Origin of the sequence: Burkholderia sp. MSMB1078WGS, assembly GCF_001528895.1 — a bacterium.
Lineage (GTDB): Bacteria > Pseudomonadota > Gammaproteobacteria > Burkholderiales > Burkholderiaceae > Burkholderia.
Genome location: NZ_LPDI01000037.1, coordinates 86771 through 103760, shown reverse-complemented (window position 1 = coordinate 103760; position 16990 = coordinate 86771). Strand labels below are relative to the sequence as shown.

At 66.4% G+C, this 16990-nt stretch carries 13 protein-coding genes; 3 read left to right on the top strand and 10 right to left on the bottom strand.

Annotated elements, in window-relative coordinates:
• Positions 1-109 precede the first annotated feature (109 nt).
• Together WT24_RS08375 and WT24_RS08370 are read left to right on the top strand one after the other, a co-directional pair.
• Positions 110-427 (top strand): DUF4148 domain-containing protein, encoded by a 318-nt coding sequence (locus WT24_RS08375; RefSeq protein WP_060032589.1) that lies wholly within the window; start codon positions 110-112, stop codon positions 425-427.
• 86 nt (positions 428-513) lie between these two features.
• A complete protein-coding gene (locus WT24_RS08370) occupies positions 514-1641 on the top strand; it encodes a J domain-containing protein (protein WP_060032587.1) in 1128 nt (375 codons plus the stop codon).
• A 200-nt stretch (positions 1642-1841) separates the two neighbouring features.
• Here WT24_RS08370 and WT24_RS08365 read toward each other — a convergent pair whose 3' ends face one another.
• The 8 genes from WT24_RS08365 to WT24_RS08330 all read right to left on the bottom strand — a co-directional run bounded on the left by WT24_RS08365 (position 1842) and on the right by WT24_RS08330 (position 14247).
• Positions 1842-7331 carry an AAA domain-containing protein gene (locus WT24_RS08365; RefSeq protein ID WP_060032585.1) on the bottom strand — a complete coding sequence of 1830 codons (5490 nt, stop codon included), beginning with the start codon at positions 7329-7331 and terminating at the stop codon, positions 1842-1844.
• Positions 7328-8467, bottom strand: coding sequence for a hydrolase (locus tag WT24_RS08360; RefSeq protein WP_257127453.1), 1140 nt, complete (start codon positions 8465-8467; stop codon positions 7328-7330). The genes WT24_RS08365 and WT24_RS08360 overlap by 4 nt, the downstream gene beginning before the upstream one ends.
• Positions 8468-8670: 203 nt before the next feature.
• Entirely contained in the window at positions 8671-9576 is a 906-nt protein-coding gene (locus tag WT24_RS08355) for a LysR family transcriptional regulator (RefSeq protein ID WP_059833874.1), read from the bottom strand.
• A 61-nt stretch (positions 9577-9637) separates the two neighbouring features.
• Positions 9638-10882: an acyl-CoA dehydrogenase family protein gene (locus tag WT24_RS08350; RefSeq protein WP_059503661.1), complete on the bottom strand. Its 1245-nt coding sequence runs from the start codon at positions 10880-10882 to the stop codon at positions 9638-9640.
• 39 nt (positions 10883-10921) lie between these two features.
• Positions 10922-11680 (bottom strand): SDR family NAD(P)-dependent oxidoreductase, encoded by a 759-nt coding sequence (locus WT24_RS08345; protein ID WP_059503659.1) that lies wholly within the window; start codon positions 11678-11680, stop codon positions 10922-10924.
• A gap of 7 nt (positions 11681-11687) precedes the next feature.
• Complete coding sequence (locus WT24_RS08340) at positions 11688-12452, bottom strand: SDR family oxidoreductase (protein ID WP_060032578.1); 765 nt, start codon at positions 12450-12452, stop codon at positions 11688-11690.
• Between the two features lie 69 nt (positions 12453-12521).
• Positions 12522-13553, bottom strand: coding sequence for a phosphotransferase (locus tag WT24_RS08335; RefSeq protein WP_060032575.1), 1032 nt, complete (start codon positions 13551-13553; stop codon positions 12522-12524).
• Between the two features lie 19 nt (positions 13554-13572).
• Complete coding sequence (locus WT24_RS08330) at positions 13573-14247, bottom strand: histidine phosphatase family protein (protein ID WP_060032573.1); 675 nt, start codon at positions 14245-14247, stop codon at positions 13573-13575.
• Between the two features lie 203 nt (positions 14248-14450).
• Between WT24_RS08330 and WT24_RS32400 the strand changes: the two genes are divergently transcribed.
• Entirely contained in the window at positions 14451-14606 is a 156-nt protein-coding gene (locus WT24_RS32400) for a DUF3309 family protein (protein ID WP_034185249.1), read from the top strand.
• A gap of 119 nt (positions 14607-14725) precedes the next feature.
• On the opposite strand, the gene WT24_RS08325 is transcribed toward WT24_RS32400, so the two are convergent.
• Together WT24_RS08325 and WT24_RS08320 are read right to left on the bottom strand one after the other, a co-directional pair.
• The gene (locus WT24_RS08325) at positions 14726-16015 is read right to left on the bottom strand and encodes an acyl-CoA dehydrogenase family protein (RefSeq protein WP_059503649.1); all 1290 of its coding nucleotides are present in this window, start codon (positions 16013-16015) and stop codon (positions 14726-14728) included.
• 170 nt (positions 16016-16185) lie between these two features.
• The gene (locus tag WT24_RS08320) at positions 16186-16860 is read right to left on the bottom strand and encodes a TetR/AcrR family transcriptional regulator (protein WP_179949326.1); all 675 of its coding nucleotides are present in this window, start codon (positions 16858-16860) and stop codon (positions 16186-16188) included.
• Between the last annotated feature and the right edge of the window lie 130 nt (positions 16861-16990).

Here is a 16990-nt window from a genome sequence, read left to right as displayed (position 1 = left end):
CTCATTCTGGAACACAGTTCGCCTGGAATCGCCATTTATCAGGCCGGTCAAGGTTCCTAAACTTTCCTCGTCGGTTCAGCAAACCGCAACGAAATCGTCCGAGGAAACCGTGAAATCCATCATCGCCGCCATCGCCACTGTCGCCGCTACCGCTCTTCTCGCCGCACCGGCCGCGTCGTACGCACAGTCGTCGCACTCGACGCTCACGCGCGCGCAAGTGCGCCAGGAACTGCTCGACCTCGAGTCGGTCGGCTACGAGCCGGTTGCCGGCGACGGCGACAACTATCCGGGCGACATCGTCGCCGCGCAGGAACGCCTCGCCGCCAAGCGCCTCGCGGACCGCAAGCGCGCGGAAGCCGCTTACGGGGCGAACGGCGCACCGGGCATGGATTCGGGCGCGCCGGCGGCTGCGACGATGAAGCACTAACGCACCGCGAGCCGTTTCGGGGGCGCACCCATCCGGCTAAAATACCGGCCTGCCGCGCGTCCCGCCGCGGCCGGAGGACATCAATCATGACCGCACGTCGCGGTGCCGCGGTCGCCATCGCGCCCAGCCACGAGACAGCCAGCCTGTCGAAAGCCCAGAAGACGTTCAATACGCTCGTCGAGCAAATCGAAAAGCGGCGCGAACGTCTCGGTGCGTGGGAAGCCGTCATGCCGGCGTTCCAGAAGAAATTCGTCGACGCTCTATTGCCGCTCGAACAGGAGGCAACGGCGCTGCGCATCCGGCTGATCCATCTGCTCGACGACGCGTTCCTGCAGAAGGGCTTGAGCAAAGCCGAGCAGCGCACGCTGTCCGACCTGATCGCCGACATGGCGCGCGATTTGCTGCACACCAGCGACGACGCGGCGTTGAAGGTGATTTACCACCGGCATGCCGGATCCGACCACGTCGGCAACGCAACGGCCGCTCCCGAGCCGACGAAACCGAAACGGGAACCCGAATCGCAGTCGCCCTCGCCCGAGGATCTCGACTCGCTGTCCGCCAACGAACTCGCCGAGCGGATGCAGGCCGAACTCGACGCCCAGTTCGAGCGCGACATGGCCGCTCACGCGGCCCGCGAGGCGCAGCGTGCGAAGCGCAAGAAAGCACCGAAGCAATCGGCCGCGCAGGCGCGGATCGAAGCCGAGCAGGCCGAATCGAACAAATCGATCCGCGAAATCTATCGCAAGCTGGCCAGCGCGCTGCACCCCGATCGCGAATCCGATCCGAACGAACAGGCACGCAAGACCGCGCTGATGCAGCGCGTCAATCACGCTTACGACAAGGGCAACCTGCTGCAGTTGCTGGAATTGCAGCTGGAAATCGAACAGATCGACCGGCGCGCGATCGACGGCCTCGGCGAAGCACGGCTCATGCGCTACAACGGCATCCTCGAGGAACAGTTGCGCGAGCTCGATCGGGAGATCGTGCACGTCGAGAACGATTTCAGGGGCACGTACGGGATCGCGTCGTCCACCAAGGTCGCGCCCGATACCGTGCTGCGCATGCTGACGCGCGACATTGCCGGCATGCAGCGGAGCAACCAGGACCTGGCCGTCGCGCTGCGCGAATTCGAGGATCCGGACAACGTCAGGCGCTGGCTGAAGGACATGAAGCGCCAGCCGGCGGCGTCTCGCTTCGACGACGACTCATACTAACGATACGGCGGCACGCATCCGCGCGCCGCCGCTATCCCCGTTCATCCGCCCCGCGTGAACACCCGGCGTCCCGGGGTCGCCCCGTTTCGTCCGGTCAAATCGAACACGCCGTCGATCCACGCGAGGAACGTCGAAAACGTGAAGTCGCACCACAGCTGCGTGCGGAACGCGTGCATGAACGGCGGATCGAACGCCGGCCGTCACCCGGCCGGGTCTTCGACATAGCCCTTGCGCAGTTTCTCCGCCACCAGCTTGTCCATCTCGCGCTGTGCACGCTCGACGGTTTCGAATTGCTTGAGGTTGGCTTGTCCTGCCGATCCGATCCGACCGTACGTCACGTTCAGCTCCGTGCCCCGCAGGCTGGCGCGCCAGAACTTGCTGGAAGTGCCTTGCTCGAATCGCAGCGATCTCACGCGTTCCGTCGACACGCCAGTCGCCGCTGCAGTCTCGCCCTGCACAGTTTCCGCCTCCTGCGCGGGCGTCTGAACAACCGGCGTCGGCAGCTCGATTTCCTGATCGAGTGCTCGATCTTCACCGTCAGCAAGCATTGCCTCGATGCGCGCCAGCACCGCGGCCGGGTCATCAAGCCAATCTTTCCCGGGGATGTCCAGCACACGCCAGCCGAAGCCGCGCAGGATGCCGGGCCGGAATACATAGCGCTCCGCCGTATCGGTCACGACATGGGCTGGGTTGTCGAGCAGGATCGCAAGCGCGTAGTCCCGCTTCGACGAATCGACGATCGCCAGGTCGCAGCGGAATTGCGAACGGCCGACGTCGATATCGACCTGGTGACCGCGTGCGCGCAGTGCTTCGGCCAACGCATCGCGAATGGCGTCAGGCGATGTCCGCCGCGTGAACGCATCGCGCGCACCCTGATTCAGCGCACCGAGCACCGCCTGTGCACGGTCGAACTGGCCTGTGGCGCTCGCCTGCGCAAATTGCAGGAATGCCCGCAGCGCGGCCGCGCCGTCGTTGTGCACGTTCGTGATCGCATCGGCTTGAATCGTGGAAACCACCGCCATCCGGTGCCTTGCGCGGCTGAAGATGACGTTCAGACGCTTTTCGCCGCCACGCTGGTTGATCGGCCCGAAATTCATCAGCATCCTGCCGTCCGGGCCCGGTGCGTAGCAGATGCTGAGAATGATCACATCGCGTTCGTCGCCCTGAACGTTTTCCAGGTTCTTCACGAACAGGCCGTTGAACTGGTCGTCGTCCTCGCGCACGTACTCGCGCTCGAGCAGCGTGGCGAAGTCGGCGTCTTCGGCCGCCAGTGCCTCCAGCGCCGCTTCGATCGCGTTCTGCTGCGCCTCGGAAAACGCGACGATGCCGAGGCTCAGGCCCGTCTCCCGGCGCAGCATCTCGCGTACGAGCGACGCGATATAGCGCGCTTCGGGCACGTTGCCCCGCTCGACGTACACGCCGTCGTCGAGCCGATGAAAACTGATCGGCCGCGCGAGCAACGCATCGGCGCCCACGATGCCGGCATCGTCCTGGCTCGACCGCACCGACCACCCGTCCTCGTCGGCGCGCTCCAGCACGCGGTCCGGAATCGTAACGAGACGACCATCGTAGAACGCCGCATTGGAGAAGCTGATCAATGCTTCGTGCCGGCTGCGGTAGTGCCACGCCAGCAGCGTCGCGGGCAGATTGCGCGCCGCCTGATTCAACAAGCTGTCGGAGTCGAGATTGATGGCGATGCGCTCGCCCTCTTCCTCGATCACGATCTCGTCGTCGCCATCCGCGCCCGCTGCCGTGAAAAAGCTCGTCGGCGGCAACTGCATCTCGTCGCCGACCACCACGACCTGACGGGCACGGCTGAGCGCAGGCACGGCTTCCTCGGTGGGAATCTGACTGGCCTCATCGAAAATCACCACGTCGAACAGATCGGGCGACAGCGGCAGCGTATCGGATACGGATAGCGGGCTCATCAGCCAGATCGGCTTCAGGTCGTTGACGACCATGCCCGTTTCGTCATCGGCGAGATCGCGGATCGAACGGTGGCGCATGCTTTTGCCGAACTCGTGTTCGAGCTCGCGCCGGCCGGTTGCGTAGCGCTTCTTGAAGGTCTTGCCGTCGGCATCGAGTTGCGTCGCCGATAACGACGACTGGCGCACGTGGTCGGCAAACTGCCGATGCAACGTCGCGCTCACGACCTGGGCATTCACGGTCAGCAATTCGCGCTGGATCCGGGCCGCGGCACGCGCGGCCTGTGCGAGCGCCACGCCGCCGAATCGCGCGAGCACCGGATTCTCGCGCTCCAGGCGGCGCAACGCCTCGTCGGCAATCAGCGCCTCCAGCTCCGCGGGCGCGAGGTCGACGGACTGCAGCGTCGCCGCATAGGCGGGGTCGGCCGCGTGGACCGCACGCAACAGCGGCAGCAAATCAGGCAGGTCGTCCAGTCCCTCCCGAAGATCGCGCAGCGCCTCGGCGATTTCAGCCAGCGACACGTCATCGTCCATGACCAGGTTGTCGCGGATGCGACGCTCGAGCTTGTCGAGGGCCTCGCGTGCGCCGGCATCGATACGCGCGGCAGCAAGCGGATCGACAGCCTGACGCAGATTCGCGATCCGTTCGCGCAGATCGCCGTCCGACGCCAGCCGCGCCTCCAGCTCGGCCAGCGCGCGCAGAAACGCCGCCATTTCGCTCACGCCATAGCGCTTGCGGCACTCGACATCGGCTGCGTCGAGTGCCGCAGCCGCGGCCTGCTCGGCGGCAAGCTGCTCCAGCACCTTGACGTAGCCGGGATGCACCGCATGCTGCGCGAAGTCGTAGCGACGCCGAAGCTCGCCGCGCAACCGCCACCATGCCGGCTGCAGCCATCGCATCGCCGACGCCTCGAGCCGGCGCGCGAGTGCGAGCGCCGACACGGTATCGCCCGGCGACAGCTTGTCTCGCCAGTGCACGGTGGCAGCCTGCGCGGCCGTGAGCGCGTCTGCGTGCGCGGACAACGCATCGCGGGCTTCTCGCAATACCGTCTGTGCGGACGACGCCGGATCGAGCACGTCGAGATGCGCGGCGAGGCCGGTATCGATCAGCCACTGGCAATCGGCTGCGATCGCGCATGCGCGCGACAGCGCCGTGGCGTGTCCGATCGACGCCACCGTGCTGTCGAGCACCGGATCGAGCGCGTCGAACAGCGCGTCGGCGTCCTGGCACAGTTGCTCGACCCGCCCGAATGCCCGCTCGTCGGCCAGCAGCGCCGCAGACAGCCGTGCGAAAGGTTGCGAGGCCAGACTGTTCGCGCCGAACCGTTCGCGCATCGCACGATGCACGCGCCGGGTCAGCTCGCCATGCCGGTCCCAAACGGCCAGCGCCGGCAAGCGCTCGCGCAAAGCAAAGCCGACATCCGGTACCGCCGGCAGCGCGACCAGCCGCCGCAGCAAGGTGCGCACGCTGCCACCCAGCGCGTCGGGCGCAGCCGCCATCGCCGCTTCGAATGCATCGATGCGTCGCTGCTGTACGTCGAGCGCATCGATCAACGCCGCTCGTCGTGCGTGCAGCGCTTCGCTGTCGTGCGGTTGGGCGATCCATCGCTCGTAGCAGCCCTTCAGATCGGCGACGAACGCCTTCTTGTCCGACTGCGAATCGTGGATGAGGCAACACAGCGCGTCCAGCCCGCTCTGCTTGAGCCGGTGGAACACCACGTCCAGCGCCGCACGCTTTTCGCATACGAACAGCACACGCTTGCCGCGCCCCGCGTAATCGGCGATGAGGTTGGTAATGGTTTGCGACTTGCCGGTGCCCGGCGGCCCTTGGATGATGAAGCTGCGCTGGCTGCGCGCCAGGCTCACCGACGCATTCTGGGTCGCATCGGAAGCCACCACGTTCCATTGCTCTCCTGCCGGCAGCGGCGCGGCCGCCGACGCTTCGACCTCGCGCGGCTCGATCGAGAACACCCGGTCGAAGGCGGGATTCGCGGTGGTCTCGTCGAGCAGTTGCGCGTAGTCACGCACCAGCGACATCTTCCTGTAGTTGAAATTGGCCAGCGTGACCTGCGTCAGATCGAAATCCCACGCATAGCGATGCCCGTCAGATTCCTGCAGCACGTAACCCTGCCGCTCGTCGACGGCCTCTGCCGCTGCGCCCGCCATCTGCGGCCGACGCAGGCTGGCGCCCGGCGTGGCGCCGGCCTCGAAACGCTGCGGCAGTTCGCTCGGCCGCACCCATTCCTCGAACAACGCGCGGCCGAGCGGTCGGTAATCGTCTTGCGCATAGCTGAAAGAGGGCAGCCGACCGCCGTGCGAACCGCCTGCACGTGCCGCGGGCTTCCGCCGTCGGTATTGCTGCATGCGCTGTTGTGCCTTCTGGCGCACCAGCCGTACGGACGCCTTGTCGACGAGCCGAAGCTCGACCGAGGGTTCCGACCTCCGGATCTGCGTCAGGATATCCGCATGAATCTCAGCCAGCGTGATCTTGCCCAGGTCGACCGTCTCGGGTAACCGGATGTCGTAGAGCTGACTGAGATGGTGCCGCAGCGCCGGATTGAATTCGGCGTCGCCGCCAGCGCACTGGATCACGTACTGATCGCGCACGCCCTTGCGCTTGACGAGTTCGACCGGCAACCAGAGCAGGGGCGAGACGATACGCTCGTCGGGGGCGTCCTTCAGGTTGTGCCAGCGCAGGAACGCGATCACGAGACGCAGGTTGCTGAAGCCGAATTCGGCCCGTTCGCGGCGAGTATCGGCGATCAGCCGGTCCAGCGACGCGGGCAGGTACGGTTGATCGTCGAACCGCAGCCATTGCTGTAACGCCACCGCCTTGCCGGCCACGAGGTCGGCGGCGAACGGTCCGCCCCACGTGCAGATGTGCTCCGGGCGCACGCTTTCGATATGCAGCATCAGCGGCACGCTGGCCACGGTCAGGTTGACGGTCGCCGCGGTCGGCCGGAAATGCAGCAGCCGGTTGCGACGCGACAGATCGAACAAGCGGTCGCGCAGGTGCGTCAGCACTGCACCGCGGCGCGACGCCGCCCCTGTCGCCCCGGCCAATGCACGCTCGACGTCCAGGCCGAGCGGCTGCTCGCGCCAGGTGCGCAGGCGCATCGCAAGCGCGGCCACGTCGGTCGCGCGATCATGGCGGTTCACTTCCGTCATTTCGACGATCGCCGCCGCAACGATCGGATGCAGCCGTTCATGAAGCACGAACAGATTGCGTCGATGCTCGACGAACGCGCGCAGGTCGCTTTCGGTTTCGAAGTTCAGCCCGCATGCGAGGCTGGCCAGCACCATCCCCAGCATGAACACGTCGGTGATCTCGTCGTGATGCCCGATGGATCGCTCCCAGCTCGCGTACCCTGGCAAATAGACGGGCCGCACGACCGGAGCCGCTGCGTCAAGCTGCAATGCAAGATCGGTCTGGCTGTGATGGCCATCGGGCGTGTGCTCCAGTTGCAGCGCACCGACGATGTTCAGGCCCGACGCAGGGTGCGGCTGGACGCGATGCACGGCGCCGACGTCCATCTGCGGCGCTTCGCCGTCGGGGCGTCGCAGCGCCAGGCCGCCCCCTTCGTCGATCACGATGCTGTCCGCGTCCAGCGACGCCACCTTGCCCTGCGCGTGAAGTTCCGCCACCTGCGCGAACAACGGCAGCACCAGCACGAGCACGTCGTCGGTCGACAATGCCGCACCGGCCTGCGCGGCAATCAGCGTACGCAGCGTGCGCGGCGCACCGTCGGCGATCCTGTCGTTCATGCGTCCTTCTCCTCGGCCAGTTGCCGCTTGTAGCGTTCGAATTCGCGCTTGCCGAGGCCCGCGTCGCGCCGGAGGTTGAGCTGCAATGCGTCGAGACTGCCGAGCGACCGGGCAACCTGCCCGGCGCGCAACAACGCCACGTCGCGCTGATCGGGGTCCGCCAGCGCGAGATCCATCATCAGGGCGTTCAGGTAGCTGCGCACGCTGTCGTCGACACCTGCCGCGTCGAATGCATCCGGGCCGGCGACGGGCTCATCGTCACGCCAGTCCGGGAACAGCATGCGCACCTGGGCCAGCACGGCGTCGCTGGCCAGCGACGCGCCGTCGAGGTAATGCGCGAGGAATCCGCGCGTCAGCGCCTGCAGGCGCGCCTGACCCGGCAAGTCGAGCCGCTCCAGCGAAAGCGGGCCGTGCAGGCGCGTGTCGATCCAACTGTCGAGGCTTGCCTCGCCGTCCCACCACAGCGCAAGCGCACGGGCACGGATGAAAGTCTCGGGGTGGCTCAATGCCGCGCTGGCGCCCGATTCGTTCGATTCGATCTCGGCGGCCTGACGTAGATAAGCCGCTGCATCCACCGTGCTGATGCCCGTCTGCACCTTCACGAGTGTCGAAACGGCAGGCGCCACCGCATTCGCCGCCAATGCGCCCCCGCGATCGGCAAAGAGTTCGGTGTGCAACGCATAACGCCGAAACGTCTCGCGATGGCTGTCGGCTCCGCCGGGAGCGGCCACCGCATCGCTAAGGATCCGGTCCGCGGTCAGGAACCGGCCGCCGTCGAGCGACCACAGCACATAGTGTGCGAGCTCGTGCCCGAGGATCGCCAGCAGCTCCTCCGGTGCCAGCCGCTCCAGAACGGGGCCCTGCAACAGGATGTGGATCTCGCCCGGTACGAATACGAGCGACGCATTCATCTGGGTGCCTGGCGACTGATAGAGCGTGGCCGGCACGTCGACGATCCCGAGTCGCTCCATCGCCAGCGCCAGGGCGGCATGGACGTTGCCGTGCGCATCGGCGTCGATCCGGTAGGTTTCCCGCAGCAACGAAGCGCGCAGCGATTCGAGCTGTTCGGCATGCGTCTGGCGCTCGCCGGTCCAGCGCCAGACGTCCGGCTCGTGCCGGCGCAAATAGTCGGCCACGGTTTCGTGGTACGCGAGCGGCGCCAGCGCGTGGCGATTCGGGGCGTGAGAGTCCATGCGAGGCACTCCGGTAGGGAAGTACCGATTCTACCGACGGATGACGTCGCCGCAACTGTCGAAAAACGCCTTATCGAGGACCACCGCTCAGGACGGTGCGCGCGATCGATCGCGTCGACGGCGACGACCGCATGCACGGCGTTTCCTCACCGCCCCTCCCCCATCCCGCCCATCAGCGTCATCAACTGCTCGCGCAGCCACCGGCTGCCCTGATCCTGATCGGCACTGCGATGCCAGTAGCAGAAGTAGTCGAGCCCCGGCATCTCGAACGGCAGTTCGAGAATCCGCGCCGGATAGCGCCGCAGCAGCCGCAGCGGCGCCGTCAGCGCGAGATCGCCGCGCATCGCGATCAGCGGCGCGACCATGTAGTGCTGCACGCGCATCTGGATGTTGCGGCGCAGCCCGAGCCGCGTCAGTTCCGCGTCGACGTGCCCGCTGCCCTTGCGCCGGCTCGATACGTGGATGTGGCCCATCGACAGGTAGTCGTCCATGGTCAGCGTATCGCCCTTGAACGGGTGATCGTCGCGGATCATGCACGCGTAGCGGTCCTGCACGAGCAGCGCCTGGTGCAGGTGCGGGTCGCCGATCAGCGGCGCGTCGATCGCGAGGTCGACCGACCCGTTCGCGAGCGCGGTCGCGACTTCGCGTCGATCCATCGTGTAGCTGCGCACGTGCATGCCGGGCGCATGCGTCTGCAGCAACTCGCCGAGCGCCGGCAGCAGCAGCGCTTCGGTCAGGTCGCTCATGCTGAGCCGGAATACGCGCTCGGACGAAGCCGGATCGAACACGTCGCCTTCGTGCGCGCTCGAATCGAGCAGTTGCAACGCCTCGCGCACGCGGCCGACGATGTTCTCGGCCATCGGCGTCGGCATCATCCCGGCCGGCGTGCTGACGAACAGCGGATCGTTCAGCGTCTTGCGCAGCCGCGCCAGCGCGTTGCTGACGGCCGGCTGCGTGAGGTTCAGCACCTCGGCCGCGCGCGTCAGGTTGCGCTTGTTGTAGATCGCCTCGAATACGACGAACAGGTTCAGATCAATCTTCGAAAGGCGCATCGCCGAATCTCCTTGCCGAGATCTTACGGCGGGCGCCATTCGTTCGTCCACGTCGCCCCGCTCAGCCGCGCGGTGGCGGCGTCAGGTACGGCGCCGTCGCACCGGGCTCGCCGTCCTTGATCTCCATCCGCGCGATCGCCTGCAGGTGCACCTCGTCCGGGCCGTCGGCGAAGCGCAGCGCGCGGCCCCAGGTCCACAGGTCGGCCAGCGGCGTATCCGGGCTCAAGCCCGCTGCGCCGAATACCTGCATCGCGCGGTCGCACACGTCCGTATAAACGGTCGGCACGAGCGCCTTGATCATCGAGATTTCCTTGCGCGCGGCCTTGGCACCGACCTTGTCGATCATCCACGCGGCCTTCAGCACCAGCAGGCGCGCCTGGTCGATCTCGATGCGCGAGCGCGCGATCCATTCGCCGACGGTGCCGTGCCGGTTCAGCGGCTTGCCGAACGCGACGCGCGACTGCGCGCGGTCGATCATCAGCTCCAGCGCCAGCTCGGCCGCGCCGATCGAACGCATGCAGTGGTGGATGCGGCCCGGCCCGAGGCGCGCCTGCGCGAGCGCGAAGCCGCTGCCTTCCTCGCCGAGCAGGTTGCGCGCCGGTACGCGCACGTTGTCGAACGTGATCTCGCAGTGTCCTTCCGGCGCGTGGTGATTGACCACCGTGATGTTGCGCACGACCGTCACACCCGGCGTGTCGCGCGGCACGAGGATCATGCTTTGCTGCTGGTGCGATTCGGCATCGGGATCGGTCTTGCCCATCACGATGAAGATCTTGCAGTTCGGATGCGCGGCATTCGTGATGAACCATTTGCGGCCGTTGATCACGTACTCGTCGCCCACGCGCTCGATACGCGTCGTGATGTTGGTCGCATCCGACGACGCGACGTCGGGCTCCGTCATCGCGAACGCCGAGCGGATCTCGCCGCGCAGCAGCGGCAGCAGCCACTGTTCGCGCTGCTCGGGCGTCGCGAACATGTGCAGCAGCTCCATGTTGCCGGTGTCCGGCGCGTTGCAGTTGAATACTTCCGACGCCCAGCTCACGCGCCCCATGATCTCGGCGAGCGGCGCGTATTCGAGGTTCGTCAGGCCCGTGCCCGGCTCGTCGTCCTTCAGGTGCGGCAGGAACAGGTTCCACAGCCCTTCCGCTTTCGCGCGCTCCTTCAGCTCCTCCATGAACGACACCGGATACCGGCCCGCGTGCACTTCGTCGTTCCACTGGCGGATGCGCGGCACGATGTGCGCGTCCATGAACGCGCGCACACGTTCGCGCAGCGCTTCCACTTTCGGGGTGTAGCCAAAGTCCATGATCGACTCCTCGAGATTGTCGTGATCCGTTCGTCCGGTTCAGAAGGCCGAGACGCCGCCGTCGACGGCGACGGCCTGCCCGGTCAGATAGGTGTTTTCCTTCGCGCACAGCATCAGCATCGCCGCGACGACTTCGTCGGGCCGGCCGAGCCGCTTCATCGGCGAGCCCTTTGCGAGAAAATCCTGGCGATCGCCGATATCGCCGTCGGTGACCATCGGCGTCGTGCTGTAGAACGGGCACACCGCATTCACGCGGATGCCATGGCGCGCGTATTCGAGCGCGGCCGTCTTCGTGAGCCCGACCACCGCATGCTTCGACGCCGCATACGCGGCCAGCTTCGGCGCACCGCCGAGCCCGGCCATCGACGCGACGTTCAGGATCACGCCTTCGCGCTGCGCAAGCATCTGGCGGATCTGATGCTTCATCCCGAAGAACACGCCTTTCGCGTTCACCGCGAAGCTCAGATCGAGATCGGCTTCGTCGGTGTCGATCAGCGCCTTCATCGGCGGTGCGATGCCCGCGTTGTTGATGCCGACGTCGAGCCGCCCGAAACGCGCGACGGCGTCATGCACCAGCGCAGCGACGTCCGTTTCGACACGCACATCGCAGCGCTGCGCGAGCACGTCGGCGCCGGCCGCGCGCAGCGGTGCGGCCACGCGTTCGAGCGCCTCACCGTTCAGGTCGCCGAGCGCGAGCCGCGCGCCCATCGCGGCGAGTTCGCTCGCGAGCAGCGCGCCGAAGCCGCTCGCGGCGCCGGTGATCATCACGGTCTGGCCGGCATAGCTGTCGAGTTTCATCGCGTGCTCAGATCGTCAGGCCACCGTCGACGACGATGCATTCGCCGTTCGTGTAGCTCGCCGCGTCCGACACCAGATACAGCACGGTGCCGGCCATTTCGCGTGGCTCCGCGTGGCGGCGCAGCGGGATCTTCGTCATCCACGCTTCGTAGATGTCCTTGTCGGCGAACAGCGCACCCGCGAACTTGGTCTTCGTGAGCCCCGGCAGCAGCGCGTTCACGCGGATGCCGAGCGGGCCGCATTCCTTCGCGAACGCCTTCGTCATGTTGACGACGGCCGCCTTCGTGATCGAGTAGATGCCTTGCCGGTCGCCCGGCTGCAGCGCGTTCACCGACGCCGTGTTGACGATCGCGCCGCCGCCGTGCGTCTTCATCAGCTTGCCGGCCTCGACCGACATGAAGAAGTAGCCGCGGATGTTCACGTCGACGGTCTTCTCGTACGCGGCGAGATCGGTATCGAGGATGTGCCCGAAATACGGGTTCGCGGCCGCATTGTTCACGAGGATGTCGAGACGGCCGTGCTTGCCGCGGATGTGCTCGAACGTCGCGGCGATGTCCTCCAGACGCCCGACGTGGCACGCCAGCGCCTCGGCGCGGCCGCCCGCGGCGGCGATCGCATCGGCCACGGCCCGGCAGTCGTCGAGCTTGCGGCTGGATACGATCACGTGCGCGCCCTGCTGCGCGAGCAGCTTCGCGATTTCCTCGCCGATGCCGCGGCTCGCGCCCGTCACCAGCGCGATCTTGCCCGTCAGATCGAACAGGTTCGTTGCCATGTTGCTGTGCTCCTCCATTGATTGGGATGTCGTGCCGCCGCGCGGCGATCGTGGCGCTTCGCGGCGACGTCAGCGATGCGCGTCGATCACGCCGACGGCCATTTCGGCCAGCCGGCCGGCCATTTCGCCGACGCGCAGCGCCTGCTCGCTCGATGCATTGCCCTGCAGCGCGCGCGCCTTCACGCCCTGCGCGATCGCCGCGAGCCGGAAGAAACTGAACGCGAGGTAGAAGTGCCAGTCGCGGATCGGCGCGATGCCGCGCAGCTCGCAGTAGCGCGCGACGATCGCCGCTTCGTCCGGAATGCCGGGCGCCGCGCGATCCTGGCCCGCCAGCCCGCGCACCTGCCCGCCGGACGGCAGCCGCAGGCACATGCAGAAATACGCGAGGTCGGCGAGCGGGTTGCCGAGCGTCGACAGTTCCCAGTCGAGCACGGCCTGCACGCGATAGTCGTCACGCGCGAACATCAGGTTGTCGATCCGGAAATCGCCGTGCACCAGCGCCGGCCGGCCCGTGTCCTCGGGGCACGCTTTGGGCAGCCAGTCGATCAGCGTCTCCATCGCGTCGAGGCGCCCGGTTTCGGCCGCGCGATACTGCTTCGTCCACACGCCGATCTGGCGTTCGAAGTAGTTGCCCGGGCGGCCGTAGTCGGCGAGGCCCACCGCGTCGACATCGACGTCGTGCAGCGCGGCCATCGTCTGCAGCAGCGCGTCGTAGCAGGTCGCGCGCTCGGCCTTCGGCAGTTCCGGCAGTGCGGGATCCCAGAAAATCCGGCCATCCTCGAAACTCATCACGTAGAACAGGCTGCCGATCACGTCGCGGTCTTCGCAGAGGTGATACGGATGCGCGACCGGCACCGCGGTACCCGACAGCGCGCTCAGCACGCGGAATTCGCGGTCGACCGCGTGCGCGGATTTCAGCAGTTCGCCCGGCGGCTGGCGGCGCAGCACGTAGCGGCCGCTCTTCGCCTTCAGCAGGAAAGTCGGATTCGACTGGCCGCCGGCAAACTTCTCCATGTCGACCGGGCCTTCGAAGCCCGGCACGTGCGTTTCCAGATAACGCGTGAGGCGGGCTACGTCGAGTTGCGGGGAAGGGTTCGTCATCGTCGCGATCGTTCGTGGGTCAGCCGTAGGTCCGCAGCGCATGTCGTTCAGGATCCTCCAGATGCGGGATGCCGTTGAACGACGCGAGGTGGAACGCGTCGGCGTTGAAGAAAAACTGCGAAAGACTGCTGTTGCGGATCTGCAGGTTCAGCGCGATCGCGCTCGACGGCGGCGCCGCGAGCACCTGCTGCACGGTGACCGCGATCGGGCCGCCGGAACTCACCGCCAGCACGCGCTGGCCGCCGCCGTGGCGGATCGCGGCGCGCGCGTCGGCCACGCGCTGCTGGAAACTGGCCCAGGTTTCGGGGGCCGCATCGCCGAGCTTGTCTTCGGTCCACAGGTGCAGCACCTGCCGCAGCGCGCGGAAGTGTTCCTTCATCGAGCCGGCCGCGAGCCGCGCGATCTCCGGGTAGTCGCTGGCGGCTGCCGCGAACAGCCCCTGGAAATCGTATTCGTTCAGGCCCGGATGGCGGTCGACCGCGACGCCTTCGCGGCCCATCCCGCGCAGGATCGCGGCGACCGTCTGCGCATGGCGGTTCATCGTGCCGCAGATCACGCGGTCGAACGTCAGGCCCTGCCGTGCGAAGTATTCGCCGAGCCAGACGCCCTGCTGGTCGCCCGCAGCGGAAAGCCGGTCGTAGTCGTCGGTGCCGAACGACGCCTGCCCGTGCCGTACCAGAAAGAGTTCAGCCATTGCGCTCGCCTGAGGAAAACCGAAGGCCCAGCATAGCGACCGGGCATACATTTTTGAAATTTATTTTCTGAATCGATCGGTATTCACCACATGAATTCGCGGAATTCGAACAATGCGCTTGCACCGACTTTCACCGGCACCCGCGTCGCGGCACGCGAATTGCGTCGGCGCATACCGTGTCGAATAAATCCAGGAGGGATGCGATGCTCGGTACGATCCTCATCATCGTTCTGATTCTGCTGCTCATCGGAGCATTTCCTTCATGGCCGCATAGCCGAAGCTGGGGTTATTGGCCATCGGGGACCGTCGGGCTGATCGTCGTCATTGTCGTGATACTGGTGCTGCTCGGTCGCATCTGAGTACGGACGCGCGTGCCGCTGGATGGGCACGCGCGTTCCGATCCGGCCGCCGTGTCTTCTTTACACGCGAAAGTAAGCCGTAAAGGAAAGCCCGCCCACACCGCCCGTGTGACCCGCGCTTATTCGCGCGTCCACCCGTTCTCGTAAAGCTGGCCCGCCAGCACGCCGAGACGCGACGCGAGGATGTAGTTCTCGCCATCCTCGATCAAGGCCGAACGCACGTCGCGGAACAGCTTCTCGATCGGGAATTCGCGCGTGGTGCCGTTGCCGCCGAACAGCTGGAATGCCTCGTGCGTGATCTTCATCGCCTCCTCGGTCACGCTCACCTTTGCTTGCGCGGTCGCATACGGATGGCTTTGCGGCGACATCCGCGAGAACGCGAGGCTGCGGCGCGCGATCGCGCGCGCCATCTCGAGCCGGCGCAGCATCTCGCCGATGCGCAGGTGCGTCATCTGGTGATCCATCAGCAGCGCGCCGCCCTGCTTGCGCTCGTGGCAATACGCGAGCGCCAGTTCGAACGCGGCCCGCGCCGCCCCGACGAACACCTGGCACATGTGCGTGCCCGCATACGACCACGTCGACGCGAGGTTGCCGAGATAGTCGTCCTTCAGCGCGACCGCGAAGCGCTTCGGCACCTTCACGTTGTCGAAATAGATCTCGCCCTGCGGCAGCGCGCGCTGGCCGATCTTGTCGAGCGGCTTGCCGCGCGACACGCCGGGCAGATCGAGCGGCAGGATCATCGCGATGCCGTTCGTGAACGCGCTGCGCTCGCCTTCGCCATAGAAGCCGTCGCCGTAGTCGGCCGCCATGTACGCGAGCGCGACCTGCGCGACCGAGCCGTTCGAGATCCACGCCGAGCTTTGCCCGTTGATCACGATCTCGTCGGCGCCGACCTTCGCGGTCACGTTGCCGACCGGCTGCCGGCCATTCCCGGCAAGCTCCTGCCGATACAGGATCGCCGCATCCGACCCGCGATCGGGCTGCGTGTTCATCCAGCAGCCGACCTTGCCCGCGCACATCTCGATCAGTTCGGCGTTGCCGACCGTGTGCGCCATCATCAGCGGCATCGTGGCCGCGCCGATCGACACGGCGAGGCCCGAATCGCCCCAGCCAAGTTCCTCGCCGATCAACGACTCGATGCGCACGGCTGTCTCCGCCGGAAACTGCGCGATCAGTTGCGGATCGAGCCCGAGCTTCGCGCTCTCGACGATCGCGGCCCAGTACGGCGAGCCTGGAGCGATCACGTCCTCCGCCGTCATCCGGTCGAGCTCGCGACCGATCGGCCGCAGCACATCGCGCGCAAAACGATGAACCGTGTGCTGGATTGCGCTTTCCTCTTCGCTCAGCGGCGTCTCGAAGCCGGTCATGCCGACCGCGGGCAGCGCCGCGGACTTGTTCAGACGAATCATCTCCGTTCTCCTCCTGGACTCGAATCATGTCGGCCCGGCAGCGGATGCGCCCGGCCATCCAACATCTAGTAATACATACCAAACATAGGTCATCATGACAAACACGGGAAGCAAAAAAAAGACAGGGTATTCCCCTGTCCCGATTCGCTTGGCGCTGCAGGCTCGTGCAGTTATTTGCCGGCCGGACCCGTCAGCGTGCCGTAGGCGATCGCGCGCGACGTCGCGAGGAAATACGCTTCGAGCGCCTGCGTCTGCCGCCCGGTGCCGTACTGCATCGCGAGGCCGTCGGCAAGCGCGATCAGCATCGTGGCCGCATGCCGGCTGTCGGCCGCGCTGAACGCCGGATTGACGGCGCGCAGCAGTTGCGCGAGGTCGCGCGTCAGCGTCGTGTACCACTCGTCGTAGAGTTTGAAACATTCGGCATCGGTAGCCGCAAACGACAGCAAATGCCGGAACAGTGCGTTGTACTTGGCATCCTTCGCATCGGCGATCGAGCGCTGCATGATCTCTTCGAACACGTCGCGCGGGGACGCTTCGCTGCTCATCGCGCGCTTCATGTCGTCGAGATAGGTGTCGATGACCGGTTCGATGACGGCCCGCAACACGGCGATGCGGGTCGGGAAGTAGTACTGCAGATTGCTGACGCTGATGCCTGCGGCCGCGGCAACCGCGCGCTGCGAGAATTCCAGCGGGCCGCCGTCGAGCAGCAGCTTGCGTGCGACGCGAATGATCGTGTTGCGGGTGCGCAGGCCCTGCGCCCGCAAGCCGTCGGTGTTGCCGGCTGCGGCGGCGGGAGTCGAGGTGCGTCGCTTTTTCGTGCTGCGCGGCTCGTTGGACACTGTCATCGTGTTCGTCGTGAAGAGGGCGTTTCGGCTTCGTCGAATGGACGCTCCGTCCCTTACGGAGCGCCAACGACTATACCCGATGCGAGCTGCATTTTCCATCGAGCCGCCCTTCCGTCGGGTGGCCCGGCCG